The following is a 24,141-nucleotide window of genomic DNA, read 5'->3' as shown; positions in this document are numbered from 1 at the left end:
ACGGCTTAGCGCGTTTGCGGGATTTCCAGCAGCACGCCGGCGCTCAGGCAGAAGCAGCCGCTGGCGACGTTGGCCGGCAGGATCAGGCTCTCGCCGGCCCGTACTGTCCGCGTATCGCCGCCGAGGGTGAACTCGAATTCACCCGATATCACCCGGGTTTGCAGCGCATGCGGGGGCTTTTGCAGTTGGCCAAAGGCGCCGGCCTCGAAACGCACTTCCGCCGCCGGCGAACCGTCGCTCATCACCCCTTCACGGCGGGCAAGGCCATTGTCGAGCGGTAAAAAGGCGGTTTTGGCGGTGAAGGTGGTCATGTGGCGTTCCTGATGGTGGATGGCGGTAGTTCGGCGCAATCGACATGAGAAATCGAGCGGTCGAGCAGAGACGAAACAACGGGAAGTATAACGCGATAGGGGGAGAGATAAATCAGCAATATGGTGCGTCCGAGTGGACTCGAACCACCGACCCCCACCATGTCAAGGTGGTGCTCTAACCAACTGAGCTACGGACGCACTGCACTGCTTCTGGAATTTGGTGCGTCCGAGTGGACTCGAACCACCGACCCCCACCATGTCAAGGTGGTGCTCTAACCAACTGAGCTACGGACGCACTGTACTGCTTCTGGAATTTGGTGCGTCCGAGTGGACTCGAACCACCGACCCCCACCATGTCAAGGTGGTGCTCTAACCAACTGAGCTACGGACGCATCTTTTCCTGTCTGTCATGGCTGACAGCGGGGACGAATATTAACGAGCTACCTGCGTGCTGGCAAGGGGAAAAGCGCAATTTTATTCGGTATTTCACGCGATTGCTGAGGTTGTGCGCAGTCCGGCGTTTTTTTCCGCAAACCGCAGCCCGGCCGGGGATGAAACCGGCTGGGAGCGGATTCAGCGCGTGGATCGCTGCAGGATGACTGCGGTCGGCTGTTTCTGCAGCCAGCGCATACGCAGCGCCATCATGATGGCGGCGAAGGTCAGGCCAATGATAAAGCCGATCCAGAAGCCGCTTGGCCCCATTGCCGGCACCACCACGTCGGTTAACGCCAGCAGATAGCCGCTCGGCAGGCCCAATACCCAATAAGCGATAAAGGTGATGAAGAAGATCGCTCGGGTGTCTTTATAACCACGTAGCACGCCGCTGCCGATCACCTGGATCGAGTCCGAAATTTGGTACAGCGCCGCCAACAGCATCAGCTGCGAGGCCATAGCCACCACCGCCGGGCTGTCGTTGTACAGCAGGGCGATCGGTTCGCGCAAGGTGGCGGTAAACAGCGCGGTGCAGACGGCCATGGTGATGCCGACGCCGATGGCGGAATAGGCGGCGACGCGCGCGCCTTCGACCGAGCCTTCCCCCAGACGATAACCGACGCGGATGGTGGCGCCGACGCCCAGCGACAGCGGCAGCACGAACATCAGCGCGCTGAAGTTAAGCGCGATCTGGTGGCCGGCGACCGCGACGATCCCGAGCGGCGAAACCAGCAACGCCACCACGGCGAACAGCGTGACTTCGAAGAACAGCGCCAGCGCCACCGGCATGCCGATGCCGATCAGGCGCTTCAGCGCCGCCCAGTCCGGGCCGCCGAGATCGCCGGCCTGGCGTTTGATGTCGCGCTGCGACGGCGCGCGCTTCACGTACCAGCGCATCATCAGGAACATGATCCAGTAGACGCTGCCGGTGGCGACGCCGCAGCCGACGCCGCCGAGTTCCGGCATGCCGAACTTGCCGTAGATGAAGATGTAGTTGATCGGGATATTCACCAGCAGGCCGAGGAAGCCGATCACCATGCCGGGCTTGGTTTTAGACAACCCCTCGCACTGGTTGCGCATCACCTGGAAGAACAGGTAGCCCGGCGCCCCCCACATGATGGCGTGCAGGTAGCCGACGGCTTTATCCGCCAGCTGCGGATCGATGTTGTGCATCATGTCGATGACGAACTTGCAGTTATACAGCACCACGATCAGCAGTACGGAGACGCCGGAGGCCAGCCAAAAACCCTGGCGCACCTGATGGCCGATACGATCGCGGCGGCCGGCACCGTTGAGCTGAGCGATAACCGGGGTCAACGCCAGCAGCAGACCGTGGCCGAACAGGATGGCCGGCAGCCAGATTGAGGTGCCGACCGCCACCGCCGCCATGTCGGTGGCACTGTAAGCGCCGGCCATGATGGTATCCACCACGCCCATAGCGGTTTGCGATATTTGCGCGATAATGACCGGGATAGCGAGAGCCAATAAACTACGCGCTTCAATTAAGTACTTCTGCACGCATACACCTTTTCTATTTATATATGTGGGAGGGAGGGCTGCCGCGAGAGGACAACAATTAAAATAGCGGAATTTTGTCAAAAAGATTGTACCTGCTCGGCGTCGTTAAGCAAACGCCGCAGATAAATAGTTATTAAATGCGCAGCCATTCCTTTTTTACCGTCGCGGATTTGGTTTTCAGCGCCAACTGGGGCAAACTGCCGGTAGCGTTTTAACCTATTTAGCAAGAAGAGGCACATATGTTCACCGGTATCGTACAAGGCACCGCGCCGCTGGTCGCCATTGATGAGAAACCCAATTTCCGCACCCACGTGATCGAAATGCCTACCGAGCTGCTGCCGGGGCTGGAGCTGGGCGCGTCGGTGGCCCATAACGGCTGCTGCCTGACCGTCACCGCGGTGGAAGGCAACCGCGTCAGCTTCGATTTGATCAAAGAAACGTTGCGCTTGACCAACCTCGGCGATCTGGCGCTGGGCGACATCGTCAATATCGAGCGCGCGGCGAAGTTCAATGATGAAATTGGCGGCCATTTGATGTCCGGCCATATTATCTGCACGGCGGAGGTGGCCAAGATTTATACCTCGGAAAATAACCGCCAGGTATGGCTGCGCATGCCGGATGCGGAATTGATGAAATATGTGCTGCACAAAGGTTTCATCGGCATCGACGGCATTAGCCTGACCATCGGCGAAGTGGTGAATAACCGTTTCTGCGTGCACCTGATCCCGGAAACGCTGGATCGCACCACGCTGGGTAAAAAACGCCTCGGTGACAAGGTGAACATCGAGATCGATCCGCAAACGCAGGCGGTGGTGGACACCGTCGAGCGCGTGCTGGCCAACCGGGAAGCGACGCTGGCGGCGGCGGTGGCGCCGGCGCACAAAGACTGACAGCGATTCGGGCGTTGCCGCCGGAATCGAATCATAAGCAGAGAGGAGAAACGCGTGAAGTTTTATGGGAAAACGTTGTTGTTAACCGCGTTGCTGGCGCTGAGCGCCTGCAGCAGTTCGCCTGAGCAGGGCGCGGGCGCGCAAATGGCCGATGCGGACGATACCTGTGGCGCATCACAGTATCAAAACTTCGTCGGCAAACCGATGACCTCGCTGGAAGGCGTACGGATCGACGCCAAGGTGCGAGCCATTCCGTACAACTCTGCCGTCACCATGGATTTCAACCTGCGCCGCCTGAACTTCCTTGGCGACAGCGACGATAAAATCATCCGCGTTTACTGCGGCTAAGCCGTACGCTTCGAACGAGCAAAAAAGGCCCCGGCGATGTGACTACCGGGGCCTTTTTTGTCGGGCAAGTGGCTTAGCGGGCGACGCGGATGCCGCCTTCAACGCCTTTCGGGCTGAATACCACCTGCCACAGTTGCAGATCGCGCGCCCGGAACGCGCCGGCGCAGGCGTTCAGGTAATAGCTGAACATCCGCTCGAAGCGTTCGGAGTAGCGCGGGGCAAGCTGCGGCCACGCCTGTTTGAAGCGCTCGAACCAGGCCATCAGCGTGCGATCGTAGTCGGCGCCGATGTTGTGCCAGTCTTCCATCACGAAATGGCCTTCGCTGGCTTCGGCGATATGGCTCACTGAAGGCAGGCAGCCGTTCGGGAAGATATATTTGTTGATCCACGGATCGACGTTCATGTCGGTTTTGTTGGAACCGATGGTGTGCAGCAGGAACAGGCCGTGCGGCGCTAAATTGCGTTCTACCACATTGAAATAGGTGCGGTAGTTTTTCGGCCCGACGTGCTCGAACATGCCGACCGAGACAATGCGATCAAACTGCTGATGAAGATCGCGATAATCCTGCAGCAGGATCTGCACATCCAGCCCGGCGCAGCGAGCCTGGGCCAGCTTCTGTTGTTCGGCGGAAATGGTCACGCCGACCACCGACACGCCGTAATTCTTCGCCGCATAGGCAGAGAGGCCGCCCCAGCCGCAGCCGATGTCCAGTAAGCGCATGCCTGGCTGCAGCTGCAGTTTTTCGCAGATCATCCGCAGCTTCGCTTCCTGCGCTTCCTCCAGCGTGGTGGCGTCTTTCCAGTAGCCGCAGGAATACTGCATGTAAGGATCGAGCATCAGGGTAAACAGATCGTTGCCAAGATCGTAATGTTCTTTGCCGACGATCCAGGCGCGCTTTTTCGATTGCAGGTTGGTCAGGCGCGCGGCGGCGATCCGCAGGGTATCTTTCAAGTGGTGGGGAAGTTTCTTCTCCAGCCCGGCGCTGACCACGCGCTGGAAGAATATATCCAGCCGTTCGCACTCCCACCAACCGTCCATATAACTTTCGCCGAGGCCCAGTGACCCTTGTTGCAAAACGCGTTTAAAGAATTCGGGATTTTTAACCTGAATATCGAAAGGGCGCGATCCATTGATTTCGATACCGGCCAGACCGAGCATTTCGTGCGCGATGCGATACCACTGGTTATCCTGGATGCTCAGATCTTCTATACACGATGAACTCATAGCTTCTCCATCACCTTCTTCTGACTGATGACCCGTTAGGAAACAGCTTAGACAATTTCTGCGGGTGCATACGTATACCGACGGGAAATAAGCCCGCGGCGTCTGATATCCGACTATGAACAGAGGAAATTTAAAGAAACGACCCGACGCAAATGGCGCAGGATAAACGCCTCTTTAAAAAAGAGTGTGACGCAAGACGCGTACACAAGAGCTAATTGAGATATAGAGATTATAAGGTGTTACTTTATAAAGTTGTTTTTGAGTATAGGCGTGCCGAGGCGTTGACTCAACTGTAAATCGCACTCGGCGCGCATATTCTTTAAGTGATTATTAAGCTTGGCAATTATGACGCTGAGTTAGCATGTTTCCGCTGCGCCTTTTGCTGCGCATCGCCCGCTTTTCCCCGCTGGAGGAAATAGCCCAGCGCGGCGAGGATCACCGTAGACACCATCACCGTCACCGTCGCCAGCAGCGGCTGGGCAATAAACGCCGACACCAGCATGCTCGCCACAAAACACAGCCCCAACTGCAGCGTATTTTGCAGCGCGGCGGCTTTGCCGCTGCTTTCCGGGAACGGCATCAGCGCATTCGCCACCATGATCGGGTAGCCCGCGCCGTTGACCAGCGCCATCACACAGAACGGGATCAGCAGCGTGGTGAGCGTCGGAGTGGTTACGGTCGCCACCAGATACAGCGCCACCATGCTGACACCATAAGCTACCAGCAGCCACGGCAGCAGGGTTTTGCCATTGATGCGTTTGAGCGCGGCGCGGCAGCCATAGCCCCCCAGCAGGAAAGCCAGCGTCTGCGGCACATAGCTCAGACCAATGTCGCTCGGGCCATAGCCCATATCACCGAGGATGAACGGCGAGCCGGTCAGCCAGGCAAAGAAGCCGGCCGAGCAGGCGGCGTACATGGCGACGTTGCCGCTGAACACCGGGGATTTCAATAATTGCCAAAAACTGACGCTGCTTTTTGGCGCATCGGCAGCGGGTTGAGTTTTGGCGCGATCTTTGAGCAGCAACGTCGGCAGCAGCAGCAGGGCGGTGATGGCCAGCAACACGGCGAAGATCGCACGCCAGCTGGCGTGGTTAAGCAGCCAGGCGCCAAGCAGCGGCGCCAGCGCTGGCGACAGCGCGACCAGCGGCATGATGGTGGCGAATACGCGATTGGCCTGGCCTTCGCGATAGCGGTCGACCACCAGCGCTTGCCAGATGGCGGCGGCGGAACAGACGCCGACGGCCTGAATAAAGCGCAGTATCCAGAGTTGCACGGCATTTTCCACCCACAGCATGCCCAGGCAGCCGAACGCGAACAGCGTCAGGCCAATCAATAATACCGGTTTGCGGCCCAGCCGGTCGGAGAGCGGCCCCCACAGCAGCTGCGCGAAGGCGAAGCCGGCCAGAAATATGCTCAGGCTGGCGCTGACCGCGCCGGCGGAAATTTGCAGTTCCTCCCGCATGGCGCCAAAGGCGGGCAGGTACATATCGGTCGCCAGATAACCCAGCATGCTCAGGCCGGCGAGATAGAACATAAAACCAAAGGAGTTTCGCATGGTATTTCTCGTTAATATTTTAGTGTCGCAGGTTTTTAGCGCCGGCCAGTGTATCCGGCTGGATCTCTGCTTGTGAAACGGTAATATTTGCAAAGTGCTGTTAAAAAAATTGAAGGCAAAGCGATGTGGTCTGAATATTCTCTTGAAGTGGTTGACGCGGTGGCGCGCACCGGCAGTTTCAGCGCGGCGGCGCAGGAGCTGCACCGGGTGCCGTCGGCGGTGAGCTACACCGTGCGGCAGTTGGAACAATGGCTGGCGGTGCCGCTGTTTGAGCGGCGTCACCGTGATGTGGAGCTGACGCCGGCCGGCGCGTTATTTATCAAGGATGCGCGAGCTGTTATCAAAAAAATGCTCGACACACGCCGCCATTGTCAGCAGGTGGCTAACGGGTGGCGCGGTCAGCTGAATATCGCCGTGGACATCATCGTCAAACCGCAGCGCAGCCGCCAACTGGTGCTGGATTTCTACCGCCATTTCCCCGACGTTGAACTGATGTTGCAACCCGAGGTGTTTAACGGCGTGTGGGATGCGTTGGTGGACGGCAGGGCGGATATGGCGATTGGCGCCACCCGCGCGGTGCCGGTCGGCGGCGGCTTCGCCTTTCGCGACATGGGGGATATGAACTGGCTGTGCGTGGTCAGCCCGCAGCACCCGCTGGCGCAATTGGCAGGGGCGTTGAATGACGATCGGCTTAGGCCGTACCCTGCGCTTTGTCTGGAGGACACTTCGCGCAATCTGCCCAAGCGTGTCACTTGGACGCTGGATAACCAGCGGCGGCTGGTGGTGCCGGACTGGACCTCGGCGTTCGACTGTCTGTGCGCCGGGCTGTGCGTCGGTATGATGCCGGCGCATCTGGCGCTGCCGCGGGTGCAGCGCGGTGAGTTGAAGGCGTTGCAGCTGCAGCAGCCGTTTCCCGCCAGCCCGTGCTGCCTGACCTGGCAGCAGGATAAACCGTCACCGGCGATGAGCTGGCTGCTGGCGTATCTGGGTGATGGAGAGACGTTGAATCAGGAGTGGCTGAGTGAGGTGGAGCCGGAAGCTGCGCAGGCTTCCGGCGCGGGGGATTAGCGGCGGTAGTCGATGAACGGGCCGTCGGCGACCGAGCGGCGTTCGATCAGCTTCGGATGCACTTCGATCACCTGCGACTCTTCGCGCTTGCTGATGATGCGATCTAGCAGCATGGTGAAGGCCATTTCGCCCAGGCGCTCTTTCGGCTGGTGAATGGTGGTCAGCGCCGGGGTGAAGTAGCGGGCGTTGCGCACGTTGTCGTAGCCGATCACGGAAATATCCTGCGGCACCCGCAGGCCCAGCTCGTCGGCGGCGCAGATGGCCCCCATCGCCATGATATCGCCGCCGCAGAATACCGCGGTCGGCCGCTGTTTTTGCGACAGGATTTGGTGCATCGCCTTATAGCCGGACTCCGGCTCGAAGTCACCCTGGACGATCCACTCTTCGCGAATGTCGATATTCGCTTCCTGCAGCGCCTTCATAAAGCCCTGGTGACGGCCACCGCCGGTGTTGCGTGACAGTTGGCCGGGAATGGCGCCGATATCGCGGTGGCCGCGCTCGATCAGGTAACGGCCGGCCAGATAGCCGCCTTCGAACGCGTTATCGATGATGGTATCGGTGAAGTCGCCGCGCGCGGCGCCCCAGTCCATCACCACCATCGGGATGTTACGGTAGTCTTCCAGCATACCCAGCAGCTGATCCGGATACTCGGAGCACATGACCAGCAGGCCGTCGACGCGCTTTTGCGCCAGCATCGCCAGGTAGGCGCGCTGCTTGTCGAGATTATTGTGCGAGTTGCACAGGATCAGGGTGTAGCCTTTGCTGTAGCAGCTGTTTTCCACCGCCTCGATCACTTCGGCAAAGTAGGGGGCTTCGCTCGAGGTGGCCAGCAGGCCGATCGACTTGGTGTGATTGACTTTCAGGCTGCGCGCCACGGCGCTCGGCGAGTAGTGCAGCTCTTTAATGGCGGCCCACACGGCCGCTTTGGTCTCTTCGGCGACGAAACGAGTCTTATTGATGACGTGCGAAACGGTGGTGGTGGAAACGCCCGCGCGTTTGGCCACATCTTTAATCGTTGCCATGTAAGGAATGACTCCTGAACTCACATGTTTACAGCATGTAAGTGTGATGTTAATCGTTTGCCTACGTAGATCCTTCTCCAGAGAAGCGAAAACTGAGTTTTTAGTGTGTTGAAGTCTTCAGCGCTTAATCAGGAGGGGCATGAATGCCGGTACGCAGTTGTGAACTGCGAATTTTGTCGCATATTGAACAAAAGTGGAAGAGGTAATCGAGATTATAAACCGGGAAATGATAACAAGATTTTATCGGCGAACTGTGGGAAAATGATTTGACGTACTAATTGTGCGCCTTTTATCCTTAGGAAAGCCCATTTTAAAGGAGTTGTCATGGATACCGAATTGAAGATGTCGCTGTTCACTACCGTCTGCGCGCTGGCGGTCATTATCGCTTTCAGCTTCGTTGCCGCGTTGAACTGATTTACCCCCGGTTATAAAAAAGGCGCAGCCAGGCTGCGCCTCATCACCTCAGAACCTGCGCTTACGCCAGGTTTTCCGCTGCGAAGGTCCAGTTGACCAACGCCCAGAAGTTTTCCAGGTATTTTGGACGCGCATTGCGGTAATCGATGTAATACGCATGTTCCCACACGTCAACGGTCAGCAGCGGTTTGTCTTCACCGGTCAGCGGGGTGGCCGCGTTGGAGGTGTTGACGATCGCCAGCGCGCCGTCCGGTTTTTTCACCAGCCAGGTCCAGCCGGCACCGAAGTTTTTCACTGCGGCATCGGTGAACTGCTCTTTGAACGCAGCGAAAGAGCCGAAGGATTTGACGATCGCTGCCGCCAGTTCGCCCTGCGGTTCACCGCCGCCCTGTGGTGACAGGCAGTGCCAGTAGAAGGTGTGGTTCCACACCTGCGCGGCGTTGTTGAAGACGCCGCCGTTAGAGGTCTTGATGATCTCTTCGAGCGATTTGCCCTCGAACTCGCTGCCTTTCACCAGGTTGTTCAGGTTAACCACGTAGGTGTTGTGGTGCTTGCCGTAGTGGTATTCCAGGGTCTCGGCGGAGATGTGCGGCTCGAGCGCGTTTTTCTCATACGGTAATGCAGGTAATTCAAACGACATTGCTTCCTCCTTTACAGCGCCATTCGCCTCTCGCCGGGCGAGAGTCATATGGGCCGTTTTTTATTGTGGTCATTCAATCTTAACAATTTTCATCATAAAAAACAGGAAGAAAAGCGAGAAATGCGCGTGGGGAGGTGCGATGGGCGATAGCTTGAGCAGGCGGTTGCGACCGGGGCCGCAACCGCACAGAGCAGGGAATTAACGGATAGTTTTCGGCGTTACTACGCGGCGTGCGCCGATGTAGTGGTTCTGCCAATAGTCGTTGTCGAGCTGGCTGATGCGGATCTCTTCACCGGTGCGCGGTGACTGGATGAATTTGCCGTTGCCGAGGTAGACGCCAACATGGTCCGCCACGCCGCGGTTGTTGATGCGGAAGAACACCAGATCGCCGCTTTCCAGTTCGCTTTTCTTGATCGGCGCCGCGTCGCGCAGGTGATACATCTCGTTGGCGGTGCGCGGCATTTTGATTTTCACCACGTCTTTATAGGCGTAATAGATAAGGCCGCTGCAGTCGAAGCCGGTGCGCGGCGAACTGCCGCCCCAGCGATAAGGCTTGCCCATCTGATCCATCAGCTTGGCCATCGCGGTCTGCTTGGCGTGTTGGTAGCGTTTTTTGTGCGCCGGGCTAAGTTTTAACGGCTTCTCGTCACGCACCAGTTTAGCGGTGGCCATACCGGCTTCGCGGTGGCGACCATAGCCTTTTTTATAGCCCTTCTTCGGCGGGGTGACTTTAATCTTGGCAGTTTTCTGCGCTTTGGCCTTGGGTTTTGCGCTGGCGATCTTTTTCGCGCTTTTCTCGCTTTTCGCCTTGGCGGTCTTGGTTTTTTTCGCGGGGGCCGTCACTTTGGCTTTTTTAGCGGCTTTGTCCGCTTTCTTTTTTCTGCGGTCATCGGGCCGCGCTTCATTAGCATGGCTTTTACGCTGCTCGGCGGCAACACGCGCCTGTGGCGCAGCGTGCGCCAAATTGAAGAAGAGCTGCGTAAACAGCAGCGCAAAGAGCGTAAGAATTAAACGCATGTCGACGTCACCAACCTTGGCCCCGAAGCGGATATCGAAAGAGTTACAGTATTCCCGAATTTCGCCATATAAAACAGCGAAGAACTCATAAATAATAATCCATATTGTGAGAAAACGTTAATGACATTTTTTTTGTTTCAAAATCAGCCTGTTGGTGTATAAAAAAGCGCCAGTCGGCGGTGGCGGATATAATTAAGTCGCGCCGTCATCGCGGCGCAATATATTAGTGAAATGGTCGGATTAAAAATGTTATTCTCAACGTATGTTTTGACCGGAATGACGTGGCCGGTGAAACGCGATCGGCGGCGGGCGAATATCCTTGCAAAAGATGGCGTTTTCTTGCGACTGTTCCAGCCGCTACAATAGCCCGCGTGATGCATGTTGTAGCCATGAAATGTGGCTTGAGGAAGCAATAAATGACGACGACACTTGAAAAAATTCAGCACCAGATCGCTGAAAACCCGATTCTGCTGTACATGAAAGGTTCGCCAAAGCTGCCGAGCTGTGGCTTCTCCGCGCAGGCAGTGCAAGCGCTGTCCGCCTGCGGCGAGCGTTTCGCCTACGTGGATATTCTGCAAAACCCGGACATCCGCGCCGAATTGCCAAAATACGCCAACTGGCCGACGTTCCCGCAGCTGTGGGTAGACGGTGAGCTGGTCGGCGGTTGCGATATCATCATCGAAATGTATCAGCGCGGCGAACTGCAGCAGCTGATCAAAGAAACGGCAGAAAAGTATAAAGCGCAGGAAGACCAGCAGTCTTAATCGACAGGCTTGTGGTTATCGCGTAACGGGCGGCGCCAGTGCAAACTGGGCCGCCTTTTTTGTTGGGCTTATTCGGCGAGATCGCCGGCGGGCAGCGGCCAGCCGCCGAGGCGTTTCCAGCGGTTAACCAGCTCGCAAAACAGCAGGGCGGTTTGCTCGGTGTCGTACAGCGCAGAGTGCGCCTGGCTGCTGTCGAACGGCATACCGGCGGCGATGCAGGCTTTCGCCAACACCGTTTGGCCCAGCACCAGGCCGCTCAGCGCAGCGGTGTCGAAGGTGGCGAACGGATGGAACGGATTGCGCTTCAGGCCGGCACGTTCGGCCGCGGCCATCAGGAAGCTGTGATCGAAGTTGGCGTTGTGCGCCACGATAATGGCCCGGTTACACCCGCGGTCCTTGAGCCCTTTGCGCACCGCTTTGAAAATGGCGTGCAGCGCGTCGTATTCGCTGACCGCGCCGCGCAACGGGTTGTGCGGATCGATGCCGTTAAACGCCAGCGCTTCCGGCTGCAGGTTGGCGCCCTCGAAAGGCTCCACGTGGAAGTGCAGAGTCTCGTCCTGCTGCAGCCAGCCATCTTCGTCCATTTTCAGCGTCACGGCGGCGATCTCCAGCAACGCATCGGTATTGGCGTTGAAGCCGGCGGTTTCAACATCTATTACTACGGGATAAAACCCACGAAAACGACCACTCAGGGCGTTAAGATCACTTTTTTCGGCCATCAGTTTCTTATCTTCATCGAATGCAGCGCGCATTATGGCAAATTTTGCGCCCGGTTGCAGGCGCTATCGCGCGGAGAATCAGCAGGGCGCCAGCGCGCCCTGAAGGGGTGGCTTAATGGCCGAGGCCCTGACCGGCGTGTTTGTTTTCGATCAGCTCAATTTTGTAGCCGTCCGGATCTTCGACGAAGGCGATCACCGTGGTGCCGCCTTTCACCGGGCCGGCTTCACGGGTGACCTTGCCGCCTGCGCGACGGATGCTGTCGCAGGTGGCGGCAACGTCGTCTACACCCAACGCCAGGTGGCCGAAGGCGGTGCCCATGTCGTAGCTGTCGGTGCCCCAGTTATAGGTCAGTTCGATAACCGCGCCTTCGCTCTCTTCCGTATAGCCGACGAAAGCCAGGGAGTATTTGTACTCCGGGTTTTCGCTGGTGCGCAGCAGACGCATGCCTAATACCTTGGTGTAAAAGTCGATGGCACGTTGCAGGTCACCGACGCGGATCATGGTATGGAGTAAGCGCATAATTCCTCTGAATTGACTGTGCCGTGGCAGACGGCGGGTGGATTGAAGCACAAGCGAGTATAGCCTTGTCCTACAAGGGAATTCAATGTGACGAATGAGTGACAATGTCACATGTCGGGGTTGGAGCGGTGGTGTTTAAATATTGATCGAGCGTACCGATCGATACGAAGTAATTGATCTGCACAATCAATTATCAATTCCCCACATAACCGTGTAGAAATTGAACTGCAGCATAAACAACACCAGGGAACCCCGGCCCGCCTTGTGCGGGCCTTTTTGCGCGCGGCGCATAAAAAACGGCCATGCGATTGCGTGGCCGTTGGGGTCAGGACGGGTTACTTCGTCAGAAACGGATAGTCGGTATAACCTTCGGCGCCACCGCCGTAGAAGGTTTCCGGCTTAGGTTCGTTCAGCGGGGCGTGCTGACGGAAACGCTCGACCAGATCCGGGTTGGCGATATAGCTGCGGCCGAAGGCCACCGCGTCGATGAAGCCTTTTTCGATTAACGCTTCGGCTTTTTCGGCGGTGTAGGCGCCAGCGCCGACGATCACCCCTTTAAAGTGGGCGCGCACCGAGTCGCGGAAGGCGTCGGAATACGGTTTGCCACCGGCCCAGTCCGGTTCGGAGATGTGCAGGTAAGCGATGTTGCGCTTATTCAGCTCTTCCACCAAATACAGCGCCGCTTCTTCCTGATCTTCACCGTTGTCCAGCCCATTGAACGGCCCCAGCGGCGAGATACGAATACCGATGTGCTCGGAACCCCATTCGGCAATGGTGGCATCGACCACTTCCAGCGTCAGGCGGGTGCGGTTCTCAATGCTGCCACCGTATTGATCGGTACGTTGGTTGGAAGCCGGTGACATGAACTGGTGCAGCAGATAGCCGTGGGCCGCATGCAGTTCGATGAAGTCGAAGCCGGCGTCACGCGCGTTGGCGGTCGCCTGGCGGAAATCGTTAACGATGCCCGGGATCTCGCTGGTTTCCAGCGCGCGCGGCGTAGAGGTCGGTACGCGTACCCAGGCGCCGGTTTCATCACGCACGGTGGTGCGGGTGTCGGCGTTGATGGCCGAAGGCGCGACCGGCGCTTGCCCGCCCGGCTGCAGGCTGGCGTGGGAGATGCGGCCTACATGCCACAGCTGTACGGCGATGTGGCCGTTTTTGTCGTGTACCGCCTGCGTGATGTGTTTCCACGCGGCGATCTGTTCCGGGGTATGCAGGCCTGGCGCACCGGCGTAGCCTTTCGCCTGGAAGGAGATCTGCGTCGCTTCGGTCACGATCAGGCCGGCGCTGGCGCGCTGCGCATAATATTCCGCCATCAGTGGCGTAGGAATATCGCCCGGTTCGATGCTGCGCAGACGCGTCAGCGGAGCCATAAACACGCGGTTGGGCAGGGTGACGGCGCCAACCTTCAGCGGAGAGAGCAATTTTTCAGTCTTCATAGTGCATCCTGTATTTAATAGACCGGTCGTCTAGTGATGGGCGATAAAAAAACACGAACTGCATTTTCACGAAAAAAGACGGTGGTGTTATGGCTGCGGCGGGCGCAGCAGCAACTCGATGCTTTCCAGCGCGCTGGTTAACGGCGCCAGCGAGTGACGGATCTTGGCGCGCAACGAGGCGCCGAGCCACAGTGAATACAGCGTTTCTGCGGTCGCCGCGGGGCTCATGGCCACCGACAGCGAGCCCTCGGCGATACCGCGCTCGATGGCCTCCTGCAAGTGGCCGATCACGCGAGCGGTGCCCGTTTCCAGCGCATGGCGCATTGGTTCCGACAGATCGCTCACCTCGGCGGAAAGCTTCACCGCCAGGCAGGCGTTATGGCATTCGCTGCGGCAGTGATAGCTGATAGCCTGGGCGTAATAGCCGAGCAGCTGGTGGCGGGCATCGCCGCGTCTGTCGGCAAACAGCGCCTGCATCTGTGCGTCATAATGCGTGAAATAGCGTTGCAGCATCGCTTCGCCGAAGGCTTCCTTCGAGCGAAAATAGTGGTAGAACGAGCCTTTCGGCACGCCCGCGGTAGCCAGCAGTTCGCTCAGCCCCATGCCGGTAAAGCCCAGGCGCAGGCTGAGGGTTTCGCCGGTGGCGAGCAGATGTTCACGTGTATCCACGTTGCAATGCGTTGATTTGGTCATCATGGCGCCGAGCATAATAGACCGATTGGTCTAGGTCAATGGGAATAAAAAAACCGGCGCACAAAACGCCGGTTGTCTGCAAACTATTGTGCCCCAGTGGCACACGGAAGTTAAGCGCTACGCCGCGTTGCGGCAACGCTGCAGGATATCCAACTGGGATTGATATTCGCGGGTCTGTACGTTCAGCATGCCCAACAGGGTGTGGAACAGGTTGTCCTGCGACACGTCGTCCTTTTCCGCCAGCGTGTTCAGGCACTGGCGATCAATGCCGAAATTGCGCTGATAGTCGGCAGACATCCACATCAGGAAAGGCACGTGCGTTTGCTGACTCGGCGCGAAGACATAAGGCGTGCCGTGCAGATACATGCCGTTTTCCCCCAGCGATTCGCCGTGATCGGATAAATAGACCAGTGCGGTATTGAACCGATCGTCATACTGCCGCAGCAGCTTGATGGTGGCATCGAGCATTGCGTCGGTATACAGGATTGAGTTGTCGTAGGTGTTCACCAGCTGTTCATGGCTGCAATCCTGGATCTGATTGCTGTTGCAGGTTGGCGAAAACGTCTGGAATTCTGGTGTGCTGCGGCGGTAGTAAGCCGGGCCGTGGCTGCCCATCTGGTGCAGCACGATCACGCCGTCGTCATTCAGACTATTGATATAGTCGTTCAGCTTGTACAGCAGCACGTTGTCCATGCAAACCTCACCGTCACAGTCCTGCGGCAGTTTCAGCTTGGTCATGTCCACGTGCGGCACCCGGTCACAGGCACCTTTGCAGCCGCCGTCATTATCGCGCCACAGCACATTGACGCCGGCATGCGCCAGCACGTCGAGCATGCCTTCTTGATGCGTTGCCTGAGTCGCGTCGTACTCCTTGCGGGGCATGTTGGAGAACATGCAGGGGACGGAGATCGCCGTTTCGGTGCCGCAGGAACTGGCGTTCTTGAAGTAGACCACGTCGTCCTGCTTCAGGCGCGGGTTGGTTTCGCGCCCGTAACCTCCGAGGGAGAAGTTTTCGGCGCGGGCGGTTTCGCCCACCACCAGGATCACCAGCGTTTTCTTGGTCTGCTTGGCGATCAGCGGCCCTTTACGCGCGTCTTCACCGATCTTGACCAGCGGCAGATTGCGGGTGAAGTAACGTTGTTCGGTAAACTTGATGGTGCCGGCCACGAAGTTGGAAGGCGTCAACATCTTCACCACGCTTTTATTGTTGCGGATCAGCGAAGCGTAGTCTTTGTAGAACAGCGCGGCGACGATCAGGATCACCACCAACGACAGCATGACGTTAGCGGCGCGCAGCCCGACCATGTACCACCAGGGGCGAGTCTGGCGAATTTGGGTGAAGCAGACCGCTACCGCCGGCAGAATGCCGAGCAGCGCCAGCCACAATCCCATGCGCGGCGTCAGCAGCGCGGTCGCCTCCTGCGGGTTGGTTTCGAAGGCGTTTTGCATCATGTTGCCGTCGATCACCACACCATAGCTGAACATGAAATAGTTGGCTGCGGCGCTGCCGAGCAAGAAAAAGATGATCAACGGCTTACGCAGGTAGGGCACGGTCAACACGCTGAAGATAATATTCAGCGCACAGAAGATCACCACCGGCATGCTCGCCGCGAAAATCACGCTGTGGACGCTATCGAAGGTGATATACGACCAGGCGCGATGCAGGAATAACGCGTTTTGAAATAGAGTGAAGAACAGGGCGGTGGCGAGGGTAAAACCGAGGCTGTTGCACTGTAAGCGTTGACGTAACCACATTGCCAATGTCGGGATCCTGAAAGTAGATAATGTCGTGAAATCTACCGGATGAAACTTAAGAAAACCTTAGAAATTCAGAATACTGGCGACGGAGAATACGTGAAAACCGCCAGGCCTTATGGCCTGGCGGTGGGGCAGTTTAGTAGGCGGCGGTGAATTGCGCGCGAATAAATTGAGGTTTTTCAATCTCATCAACGATAGCGACCGCCAGATCTTCCACCGAAATGCTGGCCGGCGCGTCGCCGTTCATCAGCAGTTGCGTGGTGCCGAGGCGGAACTGGCCGGTGCGTTTGCCCGGCTCCAGCAGGGCGGCCGGCGAGAGATAGGTCCAGTCGAGTGCTGATTCGTTGCGCAGTTTATTGCGCAGATCGCGCACCGCCTGCGCGCCGGGGCGGATATTTTCCGGGAACTGCGGCGTATCCACCAGTTCAACGCCCGGCGCCACTTCCAGGCTGCCTGCGCCGCCCACCACCAACAGGCGCTTGACGCCTGCCTGCCCGACAGCGGTAAGGATCTGCTGGGCCCCGCGCGTAGTCTTCTCATACAGGTTGTCTTCGCCCCAGCCGGGATTGTAGGCGCTGATCACCGCATCCTGACCGTGCAACTGCCCCGCCAGCCAGGCGGTGTCGGCGACGTCGCCCAGTGCGATGGTCAGATTGGCGTGCTCCGGCAAATCTTTTTTCTGGCGGGCGATTGCCGTTACCTGAATACCGCGAGCCAGCGCTTCATCTACCACGCGGCGGCCAACAAAACCGGTTGCTCCAATAATGGCTACTTTCATCTGTATGCTCCTTCGGGGATAGGTTCAGTATCGTAAGGCAGGCCGATGTGCCTGCTGCGTGGTGTCTACTCTAGTCCTTAACAATAGCCGTGATTAGTGCCATATTCATGCTTTCTTGATTAAGTAAAACTTCATAATCGTGGATAAACTCAATCGAATGGCGGTATTCGCCACCGTGGTGGCGGAGGGATCGCTGGCCGGCGCGGCGCGGCGTCTGGGCATGACGCCTTCGGCGGTCAGTCAGCATATGCGCTCGCTGGAGAAGGCGCTCGGGGTGCCATTGCTGCATCGTTCCACCCGCCGTCTGGCGCTGACCGAGGCGGGAGCCGCGTTCTATCCCGGCTGCGAGGCGATGCTGCAACAGGCGAAGCAGGCGGAGCAGCGGCTGGCGGAGCTGCGGGATACGCTGGTGGGCGAGCTGCGCATCGCCACCCCGGTCGGCATCGGCGGCCGTTCGTTGGCGGAGGCATTGTCGCCGCTGCTGCAGGCGCACCCCAAGCTGACGCTGCGGGTGCTGGCGGACGATCGCATCGTCGACATGATAGAACAGCGGGTCGACATCGCGCTGCGGGCCAACCGTCAACTGGCGGACGCCAATATGATCGCGCATCCGCTGACGGCGTGGCCGATGGTGCTGTGCGCCGCGCCGCGTTATCTCAGCCAGCATGGGGTGCCGGAAAAACCGCAGGATTTGGTGCAGCACCGCTGGATCTCCAGCGGCTACAGCGGGGCCCATCTGGACTTGCTGCATCAGTCCGGCCAGCAGGTTAAGCTGCGGCTGGCGGAAGGGCAGATCGTCAGTGAGAGCATGAACGTAATGCGCGCCTTTACCCGTGCCGGGCTGGGCATTTCCGTTCAGCCGCTGTATGAAATTGGCGATGAGCTGCAGCGCGGCGAGCTGTTGCTGTTGTTGCCGGAGTGGCGGCCGGCGCCGCTGCGGCTGAACGCGCTGACGCTCGAACGCACTATGCCGGAGAAAAGCCGCCAGGCGCTGCGCTATTTGCGCGACTATTTTCGCCGCAATGGCGAAAAGGGACTTGCCAGCGGCGGCGATGGCGTCTTCAATTAGCAAGAGAACGCAGGAGGAGCCCCGTGGCGCAGCAGCTTGAGTTTTTCGACATTCCCAGCCCGTGTCGCGGCATTTGCCAGGCTGACGATCGCGGATTCTGCCGTGGCTGCCTACGCAGCCGCGAGGAGCGTTTCGGCTGGATGAACATGAGCGACGCGCAAAAGCGCGAGGTGCTGCGCCTGTGCCGTCAACGCTTCCTGCGGCTGCAGCGTGCCAATAAAGCGCCTGACGAGCCGCTGCCTGAGCAGCCGTCGCTGTTTTAACCTTTCCTGATCTGCCGCACGTTCGTGTGGCTTACCGCTTCCCTGTGCCTCACCGGCTTGTGTATGCTGACTGACAACTAATGTCATGAGGTTTTCGCAATGGTAGAACGTATTCGTCTCGCGCCGCAGGGGCCTGAATTTTCCCGCATGATTTGCGGTTACTGGCGGTTGATGGAGTGGGGCATGTCGCCGCAGCAGCTGCTGACGTTCATCGAACAGCATGTCGAACTGGGCGTCACCACCGCCGATCACGCCGATATCTACGGTGGCTATGCCTGCGAACAGGCGTTCGGCGATGCGCTGCGCCTGAAGCCGGCGCTGCGCCAGTCGCTGGAATTGGTGACCAAGTGCGGCATCGCCACCACCGCCAAGCCCGGCAACCCGATCGGCCACTACATCACCGACCGCGATCATATCGTACAGAGCGCGGAACAGTCGCTGCGCCATCTGCATACCGACTACCTGGACCTGTTGCTGATCCACCGCCCGGATCCGTTGATGGACGCTGACGACGTGGCCGAAGCCTTTGTCGCGCTGCACAAAAGCGGCAAGGTGCGCCATTTTGGCGTCTCCAACTTTACGCCTGCGCAGTTCCAACTGCTGCAGTCGCGCCTGCCGTTCTCGCTGGTCACCAATCAGGTGGAGATCTCGCCGATTCACCAACCGGCGATCCTGGACGGCACGCTCGACCAGTGCCAGCAGCTGCGCATCAAGCCGATGGCCTGGTCCTGCCTGGGCGGCGGCCGCTTGTTCAACGATGCTGAGTTCCAGCCGCTGCGCGACGAGCTGCAGCGAGTGGCGCAAGAGATCGGCGCCGAGACCATCGAGCAGGTGGTGTACGCCTGGGTGATGCGCCTGCCGTCTTCGCCGCTGCCGATTATCGGCTCCGGCAAGATTGAGCGGGTGCGCTCGGCGCTGAAGGCGCAGAAACTGGTGTTGAACCGCCAGCAGTGGTTCCGCATTCGCAAGGCGGCGCTGGGGTATGACGTGCCCTAAGGCGGAGCAGAAAGAGGAAAGCCGGGCGGCGAAAGCGCCCGGCTTTTTTTTATGCTGATCCTTAGGCCAACACCACCTGATCGGTATTGAAGTGATCGAGCGAGACGCCGATCAGCGTGACCTGGCTGTGCCCGAAGGCCAGCACCAGATCGTCGTTTTGCTGCGTGGCGTAGTCGCGAATATTCCCGCTGGCGCCTTCGGTACCGATAAACACCAGTTTATCGGTGGCGTTGAAGCCATACAGCTGGTCGCGGCCAAAATCCCCGCTGAACAGGAAGGTATTGCCGTTGCCGACGCCCTTCAGGATGTCATCGCCGCTGCCGCCGACGAAGGTCAGGTTGCCGCCGGCGTGGCCGATCAGCGTGTCGTTGCCGGCGTTGCCGAACAGCCAGGCGTCGTGGCCGCGAGCCTGCAGGAGATCATCGCCGTCGCCGCCGGTGGTAGTGGCGGCATAGGCTTTGAGGCCCGCATCCGATTTCAATCCGGCCGCTGTCACCTGGTGATCCACCTCTTTGCTGAAAATCAGCCAGGAGGTTTCTTTGCTGCGCAGGGTGCTGATGTCGTCCGCCAGCGTAATGCCGCCCTTGGCATCGCGCAGGTAAAGCGTGTTGCCGTCGTAGGCGATCTCGGTGTTTTTCAACGCCTGCTGGGTATCGAAGATATTGTGGCCTTTGCCGCCGGCGATCAGGTTATAGCCGCCGGCGTCGCGAAAGATATCGTCACCGTCGCGGCCCTCGAGATAGTCGTTGCCTTTGCCGCCCCTGATCAAATCATTGCCGTCGCTGCCGATGATAAACGTCGGTCCGCTGTGCGTTTCCGCGTTGCGGTTCAGGTCTTCCACCCAGGTATTGCCGCGCGTCACGTTCGACAGGTTGGAGACGATGATGGTCGAGTCCTTGTCGGTCAGTGAATAAAACTCGGAGTTCAGCACCCGCATCAGGCCGTCCTGATAAAAGAACGGCAGGTGCGACAGCCAGGTCGGAATGTTGAGAATGGAAAACGGCAGCAGGTTCCAGGCGTCCGACGCGTAGTGGTCGTTGAAGTTGACGATATTGTTGGTGGCGGAGGCGTGCGGCGCATCGTGTACGCCCAGTGACGGCAGGGTCAGTGAGGTGCCGTCGAGCGCGCGGAACACCGGGTCGTTCTCGTAGCCGATGTTGATCACCTTACCGCCGGCTTCGTACTGGGTCGGCGAGGCGAAGGCGACATAGTTGGACTGCGCGTAGAAGCCGCCCCAGTTGGCGTCGCTCTGCGCTGCCATGCTATTGACCGCCAGCCCGCCGAGGCTGTGGCCGCTGACCACCACGTCTTCACCGCTCAGCCCGTGGGCCTTAGCGAATTTCGCCACGTCGCCCAGCAAATTGCCGAAGGCCTTCAGCGTATAGCCGTCGGCATAGCCTTTCGGCCCGAACCCGGCCAGCAGATCGTTAATCACATCGCCGATGGTATCGCCGATCAACGACTCGCGCGGGCCGCTGGTGCCGCGAAATGAGATGCCAATGGCGGTGAGATTGCCTTCGCTGTCATATTTGCCCAGTACTTCGGCCTGCGCGGTGGTGTAACCGGCTGTCTCGCCGTAGTAGGTGCCGCGCGCATCGGTTTTGCCGGCGTAACCGAGCTTCGCGGCGCTGATCACCGACCAGCCGGCATTGTTTACCGCCTCCTGCGCGGCCTGTTCGGAGTCGGGGTTCCAAGGGAGGCCAGGCAGGCCACCCTGCGACTGGGTACTGCCGATCAGCGCAGTGACCAGCGTCAGCGGCAGACCGAGGCCGAAACCGGTCTGGTGATAGCCTTCATCGAAGCCGTTATCGATATTATGGTAAGCGTAGGTAGAGATGGCCAAGGCGTCGGAAAACAGCGCCTTCGACGCATTTTCGTCCAGATCCTTATAGCTAAAGATGCCCATATCAGTTCCTTATGAAGTATGCCGCCTGGCCGGGGAGTGAACTCTCATGCGTCGGCGGTGGAAACAGGGAAACAACGTTAGCCGAACGACAGCTGGTCAGAGGACCAACATCGGTAGAAATAGTATTAGCCCTAAATATTAGGCCTGCGAATCAAATTAGCGAGATTGTGCGTTGGTTAACAGTGCCGGCGCAGGCTCTCCTATACTGATAGCTCGATGTAGTCATTAAGGAGACTGATTGATGAAACGTTATTGGTATGCGGCGCTCGGCTTGATGGCGTGTGGCGCGGCTCAGGCGGCGACGGTCGACGTGGAGATGAACTTGGTGACCGGGCAGGGCATCGGTCAGGATATCGGCAAAGTGGTCATCAGCGAAACGCCGTACGGCTTGCTGTTCACGCCAAGCCTGAAAGCGTTGCCTGCCGGGGTGCACGGTTTCCACGTGCATGAGAAAGGCAGCTGCGAGCCGGGTATGAAGGACGGCAAGGCGGTGGCGGCGCTGGCGGCCGGTGGGCATTTTGACCCGCAAAAGACCGGGAAACACCTCGGGCCGTACGCCGACGGGCACCTGGGCGATCTGCCGGCCATCTATGTGACCGCCGACGGCATGGCAAACTACCCGGTGCTGGCACCGCGGCTGAAAAAAATCAGCGAAATAGAGGGCAAGGCGCTGATGGTGCACGCCGGCGGCGATAACCATTCGGATCATCCACAGCCGCTCGGCGGCGGCGGCGAACGCTTCGCCTGCGGCGTGGTCAAGTAATTATCCGCCGCTAACGGCCGGTGCGGCGGCGGGCTGCCCCATCGCCTGTTGCAATTGCTGCAGTGAGCAGTAGAGCCGCCAGATCAGGCCGGCCAGATCGCGCGCCGCCTGTTCCGGGTGGTGCGCCAACGCGTTGCTCATACGCAGCAGCTCCTGCAGCGTGGCGTCCAGCGAACTGTGCTGCACGCCTTTCTCCGTCATGATGCCGCGCAGGCAGTGGATACAGACGTTGCGCACCGCCGACAGCGGATCTGAACGGGTCTGCCAGTCGCGCAGCTGCCAGACGATATGGCTGCAGTTGAGCAGCACCACGCCCCAGCGCAGCAGCCAGGTGCGAGCCTCCTGATCCTGACTCTGATTGAGTTGGCTGATGCGATGGTAGATCAGCGATTCGAACTGGCTTTCGCTCTGCTGCGGCTTTTTGCTCAACTGATCGATAAAATCGCGCCGCAGCGCGCGGATAATGCGGCGGCTTTTTCGCTTGTCCGAACTGGGGCGCAGGATCTGAAACGCCAACCCGGCCAGCAATACACCGACGATTTTACCGATGTTGTCATTGATAAAGGACTGGTAGTCATAGCTCGGCGGGTTGCTGACGGTCAGAAACGAGCCCATAAAGACGATCAGCTGCCCCCAGAGCGCGGCATAAGGCGGATTCTGCAGCTTGAGCATTTGCATGGTCACCAGGATAGGGAACAGGAAGGCGCAGAACACCCAGAAGTCGTCAATCTGGATCATCAAACCGAATTTCACCACAAAGCAGGCGACCGAGAGCAGCAGCACCGCCTTGAGCAAGGTGCTGACGCTGTTGATCGGCGAAGGCGTGGAGGAGTAGAGCACGCAGCTGATGGCGGTGAGCGTTAGCGCCGCGCTGCCGGCGTCCCACTGCGTGTTGATCCAGTAGGCGCAGCCGATCACGATGCATAAAAAGGTGCGCAGGCCGTTATAGGCGGCTTCGTAGCTGTCGGTGTGGCGCGCCAGTGAGGTGACGTGCGGCGGCTGGAGATCGCTGACCGCCGTGGCGTTTTCCAACCGCAGCAGCCAGCGGTTGCAGCGCAGGTAAAGCCAACAGAAATCGCGCAACCGCAGCCAGAAGGCGCGATGGCGGTAGTCCGTCGCATCTTGCGGGGCGATCTGCTGGAGCAGACGCGCCAAGCGATATTTATCGGTGGCGGGATCGCGCAGCTCGTCCAGCAGCTGTGTCAGCACCGGCATCAGATTAGCAGGGCGATCCGGCCAGTTCAGCAGCATGCGGCGCAGGCTGGAAATGACGCTGGTAATGCGCAGCTGCTGGTGCAGCAGATAGTTGAGCAGGTTATTTTGCCGCCGCAGCCGGTAGTGGCTCCAGAATGCCTGAATGCGCAGCAGGTTCATGGTCAGGATCTGGCCGATGACCCCCTCGTGCGAGGTGCGCATCTGCGCGGTGACCTCCGGCTGCCACAGCATGGCGGCGTGCTCCAGCAGGCGTAGCTGCATGCGCCGCAGCGAGGTCAGCAAGGCTTCGCCGTCAGAGGTGCTGGGCAGGATCATCATCATCAACCCGCCGCACAGAATACCGGTGATCACTTCGCAAACCCGCGCCTGAGCGATATCGAATATCTGCTGGGTATCGGTGACGTTGACCGTACCGAAGGCGATGATGGCGGCGGTATAGCCCGCCAGCGCGAAGGCGTAAGAGACGTTGTTTTGGTAATGATTCGAGACGTAGGTGCACAGCCCGATCCAGGCGGCGATGAACAGCGTAAACAGCCAGGGATCGTTCAGACAGTGGCCGGCGATCGCTACCGAGGCGGCGGCGCCCACCAGGCTGCCGAAGATGCGGCCGATGCTTTTGCTGATCACGCCGCCGATGGTGGGGAAACTCACCACCGCGGCGGAGGTGAGCGCCCAATAGGGTTCGTCGAGCTCGAGCACGAACGCCACCCACAACGCCAGACACATCGCCAGCGAGTTGCGCAGCGCATAGCGCCATTGGCCGCCGGTCGCCTTACCCCAGGGGGTACGGCTCCACTCCAGAAAAGGCAGGTTCACAC

General features: G+C 59.0%; 24 protein-coding genes and 3 tRNA genes. 9 read left to right on the top strand and 18 right to left on the bottom strand.

Annotation, left to right across the window (positions count from 1 at the left end):
• Positions 1-5 precede the first annotated feature (5 nt).
• The 5 genes from ACJ8IL_RS07210 to ACJ8IL_RS07190 form a co-directional block, all read right to left on the bottom strand.
• Complete coding sequence (locus ACJ8IL_RS07210) at positions 6-311, bottom strand: cupin (protein ID WP_025302650.1); 306 nt, start codon at positions 309-311, stop codon at positions 6-8.
• A 121-nt stretch (positions 312-432) separates the two neighbouring features.
• Positions 433-509 (bottom strand) — tRNA-Val (locus ACJ8IL_RS07205).
• 20 nt (positions 510-529) lie between these two features.
• Positions 530-606, bottom strand: a tRNA-Val gene (locus ACJ8IL_RS07200).
• Positions 607-626: 20 nt separating this feature from the next.
• Positions 627-703, bottom strand: a tRNA-Val gene (locus ACJ8IL_RS07195).
• A gap of 181 nt (positions 704-884) precedes the next feature.
• A complete protein-coding gene (locus tag ACJ8IL_RS07190) occupies positions 885-2,261 on the bottom strand; it encodes an MATE family efflux transporter (protein WP_043141143.1) in 1,377 nt (458 codons plus the stop codon).
• A 239-nt stretch (positions 2,262-2,500) separates the two neighbouring features.
• Between ACJ8IL_RS07190 and ACJ8IL_RS07185 the strand changes: the two genes are divergently transcribed.
• Both ACJ8IL_RS07185 and ACJ8IL_RS07180 read left to right on the top strand, forming a co-directional pair.
• Positions 2,501-3,151, top strand: coding sequence for a riboflavin synthase (locus ACJ8IL_RS07185; protein ID WP_025302652.1), 651 nt, complete (start codon positions 2,501-2,503; stop codon positions 3,149-3,151).
• A gap of 54 nt (positions 3,152-3,205) precedes the next feature.
• Positions 3,206-3,499 carry an I78 family peptidase inhibitor gene (locus ACJ8IL_RS07180; protein WP_016927929.1) on the top strand — a complete coding sequence of 98 codons (294 nt, stop codon included), beginning with the start codon at positions 3,206-3,208 and terminating at the stop codon, positions 3,497-3,499.
• 73 nt (positions 3,500-3,572) lie between these two features.
• Here ACJ8IL_RS07180 and cfa read toward each other — a convergent pair whose 3' ends face one another.
• Together cfa and punC are read right to left on the bottom strand one after the other, a co-directional pair.
• Positions 3,573-4,724: a cyclopropane fatty acyl phospholipid synthase gene (gene cfa, locus ACJ8IL_RS07175; RefSeq protein ID WP_025302653.1), complete on the bottom strand. Its 1,152-nt coding sequence runs from the start codon at positions 4,722-4,724 to the stop codon at positions 3,573-3,575.
• Positions 4,725-5,067: 343 nt separating this feature from the next.
• A complete protein-coding gene (gene punC / locus ACJ8IL_RS07170; RefSeq protein ID WP_049204292.1) occupies positions 5,068-6,279 on the bottom strand; it encodes a purine nucleoside transporter PunC in 1,212 nt (403 codons plus the stop codon).
• A gap of 123 nt (positions 6,280-6,402) precedes the next feature.
• Here punC and punR point away from each other — a divergent pair, with 123 nt between their 5' ends.
• Positions 6,403-7,347, top strand: coding sequence for a DNA-binding transcriptional activator PunR (punR, locus tag ACJ8IL_RS07165; protein WP_025302655.1), 945 nt, complete (start codon positions 6,403-6,405; stop codon positions 7,345-7,347).
• Here punR and purR read toward each other — a convergent pair.
• Positions 7,344-8,369 (bottom strand): HTH-type transcriptional repressor PurR, encoded by a 1,026-nt coding sequence (purR, locus tag ACJ8IL_RS07160; RefSeq protein WP_025302656.1) that lies wholly within the window; start codon positions 8,367-8,369, stop codon positions 7,344-7,346. The two genes, punR and purR, sit on opposite strands and share 4 nt — an antisense overlap.
• Positions 8,370-8,693: 324 nt before the next feature.
• Between purR and cydH the strand changes: the two genes are divergently transcribed.
• Positions 8,694-8,783 carry a cytochrome bd-I oxidase subunit CydH gene (gene cydH / locus ACJ8IL_RS07155; protein ID WP_019455989.1) on the top strand — a complete coding sequence of 30 codons (90 nt, stop codon included), beginning with the start codon at positions 8,694-8,696 and terminating at the stop codon, positions 8,781-8,783.
• Between the two features lie 61 nt (positions 8,784-8,844).
• On the opposite strand, the gene sodB is transcribed toward cydH, so the two are convergent.
• Positions 8,845-9,423 carry a superoxide dismutase [Fe] gene (gene sodB, locus ACJ8IL_RS07150; protein WP_004931333.1) on the bottom strand — a complete coding sequence of 193 codons (579 nt, stop codon included), beginning with the start codon at positions 9,421-9,423 and terminating at the stop codon, positions 8,845-8,847.
• Between the two features lie 198 nt (positions 9,424-9,621).
• Positions 9,622-10,440 (bottom strand): C40 family peptidase, encoded by an 819-nt coding sequence (locus ACJ8IL_RS07145; protein ID WP_043141154.1) that lies wholly within the window; start codon positions 10,438-10,440, stop codon positions 9,622-9,624.
• A gap of 416 nt (positions 10,441-10,856) precedes the next feature.
• Between ACJ8IL_RS07145 and ACJ8IL_RS07140 the strand changes: the two genes are divergently transcribed.
• Positions 10,857-11,204, top strand: coding sequence for a Grx4 family monothiol glutaredoxin (locus ACJ8IL_RS07140; RefSeq protein ID WP_004931329.1), 348 nt, complete (start codon positions 10,857-10,859; stop codon positions 11,202-11,204).
• Between the two features lie 68 nt (positions 11,205-11,272).
• On the opposite strand, the gene rnt is transcribed toward ACJ8IL_RS07140, so the two are convergent.
• The 6 genes from rnt to ACJ8IL_RS07110 all read right to left on the bottom strand — a co-directional run bounded on the left by rnt (position 11,273) and on the right by ACJ8IL_RS07110 (position 17,111).
• Entirely contained in the window at positions 11,273-11,956 is a 684-nt protein-coding gene (gene rnt / locus ACJ8IL_RS07135; RefSeq protein ID WP_038874795.1) for a ribonuclease T, read from the bottom strand.
• Positions 11,957-12,035: 79 nt separating this feature from the next.
• On the bottom strand, positions 12,036-12,443 hold the full coding sequence (gloA, locus tag ACJ8IL_RS07130) for a lactoylglutathione lyase (protein WP_004931325.1): 408 nt from the start codon (positions 12,441-12,443) through the stop codon (positions 12,036-12,038).
• A gap of 335 nt (positions 12,444-12,778) precedes the next feature.
• Positions 12,779-13,882, bottom strand: a complete 1,104-nt coding sequence (locus tag ACJ8IL_RS07125; protein WP_197826572.1) for an alkene reductase — start codon at positions 13,880-13,882, stop codon at positions 12,779-12,781.
• A gap of 87 nt (positions 13,883-13,969) precedes the next feature.
• Complete coding sequence (locus ACJ8IL_RS07120) at positions 13,970-14,590, bottom strand: TetR/AcrR family transcriptional regulator (RefSeq protein ID WP_025302659.1); 621 nt, start codon at positions 14,588-14,590, stop codon at positions 13,970-13,972.
• 102 nt (positions 14,591-14,692) lie between these two features.
• Complete coding sequence (gene eptA / locus ACJ8IL_RS07115) at positions 14,693-16,330, bottom strand: phosphoethanolamine transferase EptA (protein WP_025302660.1); 1,638 nt, start codon at positions 16,328-16,330, stop codon at positions 14,693-14,695.
• 139 nt (positions 16,331-16,469) lie between these two features.
• Positions 16,470-17,111, bottom strand: a complete 642-nt coding sequence (locus tag ACJ8IL_RS07110; protein WP_025302661.1) for an NAD(P)-dependent oxidoreductase — start codon at positions 17,109-17,111, stop codon at positions 16,470-16,472.
• A gap of 139 nt (positions 17,112-17,250) precedes the next feature.
• Between ACJ8IL_RS07110 and ACJ8IL_RS07105 the strand changes: the two genes are divergently transcribed.
• The 3 genes from ACJ8IL_RS07105 to ACJ8IL_RS07095 all read left to right on the top strand — a co-directional run bounded on the left by ACJ8IL_RS07105 (position 17,251) and on the right by ACJ8IL_RS07095 (position 19,439).
• Positions 17,251-18,180 (top strand): LysR substrate-binding domain-containing protein, encoded by a 930-nt coding sequence (locus tag ACJ8IL_RS07105; RefSeq protein WP_025302662.1) that lies wholly within the window; start codon positions 17,251-17,253, stop codon positions 18,178-18,180.
• Positions 18,181-18,203: 23 nt separating this feature from the next.
• A complete protein-coding gene (locus ACJ8IL_RS07100) occupies positions 18,204-18,443 on the top strand; it encodes a DUF1289 domain-containing protein (RefSeq protein ID WP_015377731.1) in 240 nt (79 codons plus the stop codon).
• Positions 18,444-18,542: 99 nt separating this feature from the next.
• The gene (locus ACJ8IL_RS07095; protein ID WP_025302663.1) at positions 18,543-19,439 is read left to right on the top strand and encodes an aldo/keto reductase; all 897 of its coding nucleotides are present in this window, start codon (positions 18,543-18,545) and stop codon (positions 19,437-19,439) included.
• Positions 19,440-19,500: 61 nt separating this feature from the next.
• Here the strand turns inward: ACJ8IL_RS07095 and ACJ8IL_RS07090 are convergent, their stop codons facing one another.
• Positions 19,501-21,345, bottom strand: a complete 1,845-nt coding sequence (locus tag ACJ8IL_RS07090) for a polyurethane esterase (protein WP_442516448.1) — start codon at positions 21,343-21,345, stop codon at positions 19,501-19,503.
• A gap of 241 nt (positions 21,346-21,586) precedes the next feature.
• Between ACJ8IL_RS07090 and sodC the strand changes: the two genes are divergently transcribed.
• Entirely contained in the window at positions 21,587-22,108 is a 522-nt protein-coding gene (gene sodC, locus ACJ8IL_RS07085) for a superoxide dismutase family protein (RefSeq protein WP_197811025.1), read from the top strand.
• Here sodC and ACJ8IL_RS07080 read toward each other — a convergent pair whose 3' ends face one another.
• A complete protein-coding gene (locus ACJ8IL_RS07080; protein WP_442516447.1) occupies positions 22,109-24,139 on the bottom strand; it encodes an FUSC family protein in 2,031 nt (676 codons plus the stop codon).
• Positions 24,140-24,141: the final 2 nt, after the last annotated feature.

Source organism: Serratia sp. CY47444, assembly GCF_052168635.1.
GTDB classification, from domain to species: Bacteria; Pseudomonadota; Gammaproteobacteria; order Enterobacterales; family Enterobacteriaceae; genus Serratia; species Serratia bockelmannii.
The sequence above is the reverse complement of the archived record's forward strand: the minus strand, read 5'-3'. Positions and strand labels throughout refer to the sequence as shown.

Bases quoted from the DNA above. Each gene is read 5' to 3' on its own strand.
- ACJ8IL_RS07110 (WP_025302661.1), bottom strand. From the start codon at position 17,111: ATGAAAGTAGCCATTATTGGAGCAACCGGTTTTGTTGGCCGCCGCGTG.
- ACJ8IL_RS07210 (WP_025302650.1), bottom strand. From the start codon at position 311: ATGACCACCTTCACCGCCAAAACCGCCTTTTTACCGCTCGACAATGGC.
- ACJ8IL_RS07145 (WP_043141154.1), bottom strand. From the start codon at position 10,440: ATGCGTTTAATTCTTACGCTCTTTGCGCTGCTGTTTACGCAGCTCTTC.
- ACJ8IL_RS07090 (WP_442516448.1), bottom strand. From the start codon at position 21,345: ATGGGCATCTTTAGCTATAAGGATCTGGACGAAAATGCGTCGAAGGCG.
- sodB (WP_004931333.1), bottom strand. From the start codon at position 9,423: ATGTCGTTTGAATTACCTGCATTACCGTATGAGAAAAACGCGCTCGAG.
- rnt (WP_038874795.1), bottom strand. From the start codon at position 11,956: ATGCGCGCTGCATTCGATGAAGATAAGAAACTGATGGCCGAAAAAAGT.
- cfa (WP_025302653.1), bottom strand. From the start codon at position 4,724: ATGAGTTCATCGTGTATAGAAGATCTGAGCATCCAGGATAACCAGTGG.
- punC (WP_049204292.1), bottom strand. From the start codon at position 6,279: ATGCGAAACTCCTTTGGTTTTATGTTCTATCTCGCCGGCCTGAGCATG.
- ACJ8IL_RS07120 (WP_025302659.1), bottom strand. From the start codon at position 14,590: ATGCTCGGCGCCATGATGACCAAATCAACGCATTGCAACGTGGATACA.
- purR (WP_025302656.1), bottom strand. From the start codon at position 8,369: ATGGCAACGATTAAAGATGTGGCCAAACGCGCGGGCGTTTCCACCACC.
- punR (WP_025302655.1), top strand. From the start codon at position 6,403: ATGTGGTCTGAATATTCTCTTGAAGTGGTTGACGCGGTGGCGCGCACC.
- gloA (WP_004931325.1), bottom strand. From the start codon at position 12,443: ATGCGCTTACTCCATACCATGATCCGCGTCGGTGACCTGCAACGTGCC.
- eptA (WP_025302660.1), bottom strand. From the start codon at position 16,330: ATGTGGTTACGTCAACGCTTACAGTGCAACAGCCTCGGTTTTACCCTC.
- ACJ8IL_RS07125 (WP_197826572.1), bottom strand. From the start codon at position 13,882: ATGAAGACTGAAAAATTGCTCTCTCCGCTGAAGGTTGGCGCCGTCACC.
- ACJ8IL_RS07140 (WP_004931329.1), top strand. From the start codon at position 10,857: ATGACGACGACACTTGAAAAAATTCAGCACCAGATCGCTGAAAACCCG.
- sodC (WP_197811025.1), top strand. From the start codon at position 21,587: ATGAAACGTTATTGGTATGCGGCGCTCGGCTTGATGGCGTGTGGCGCG.
- ACJ8IL_RS07095 (WP_025302663.1), top strand. From the start codon at position 18,543: ATGGTAGAACGTATTCGTCTCGCGCCGCAGGGGCCTGAATTTTCCCGC.
- ACJ8IL_RS07185 (WP_025302652.1), top strand. From the start codon at position 2,501: ATGTTCACCGGTATCGTACAAGGCACCGCGCCGCTGGTCGCCATTGAT.
- cydH (WP_019455989.1), top strand. From the start codon at position 8,694: ATGGATACCGAATTGAAGATGTCGCTGTTCACTACCGTCTGCGCGCTG.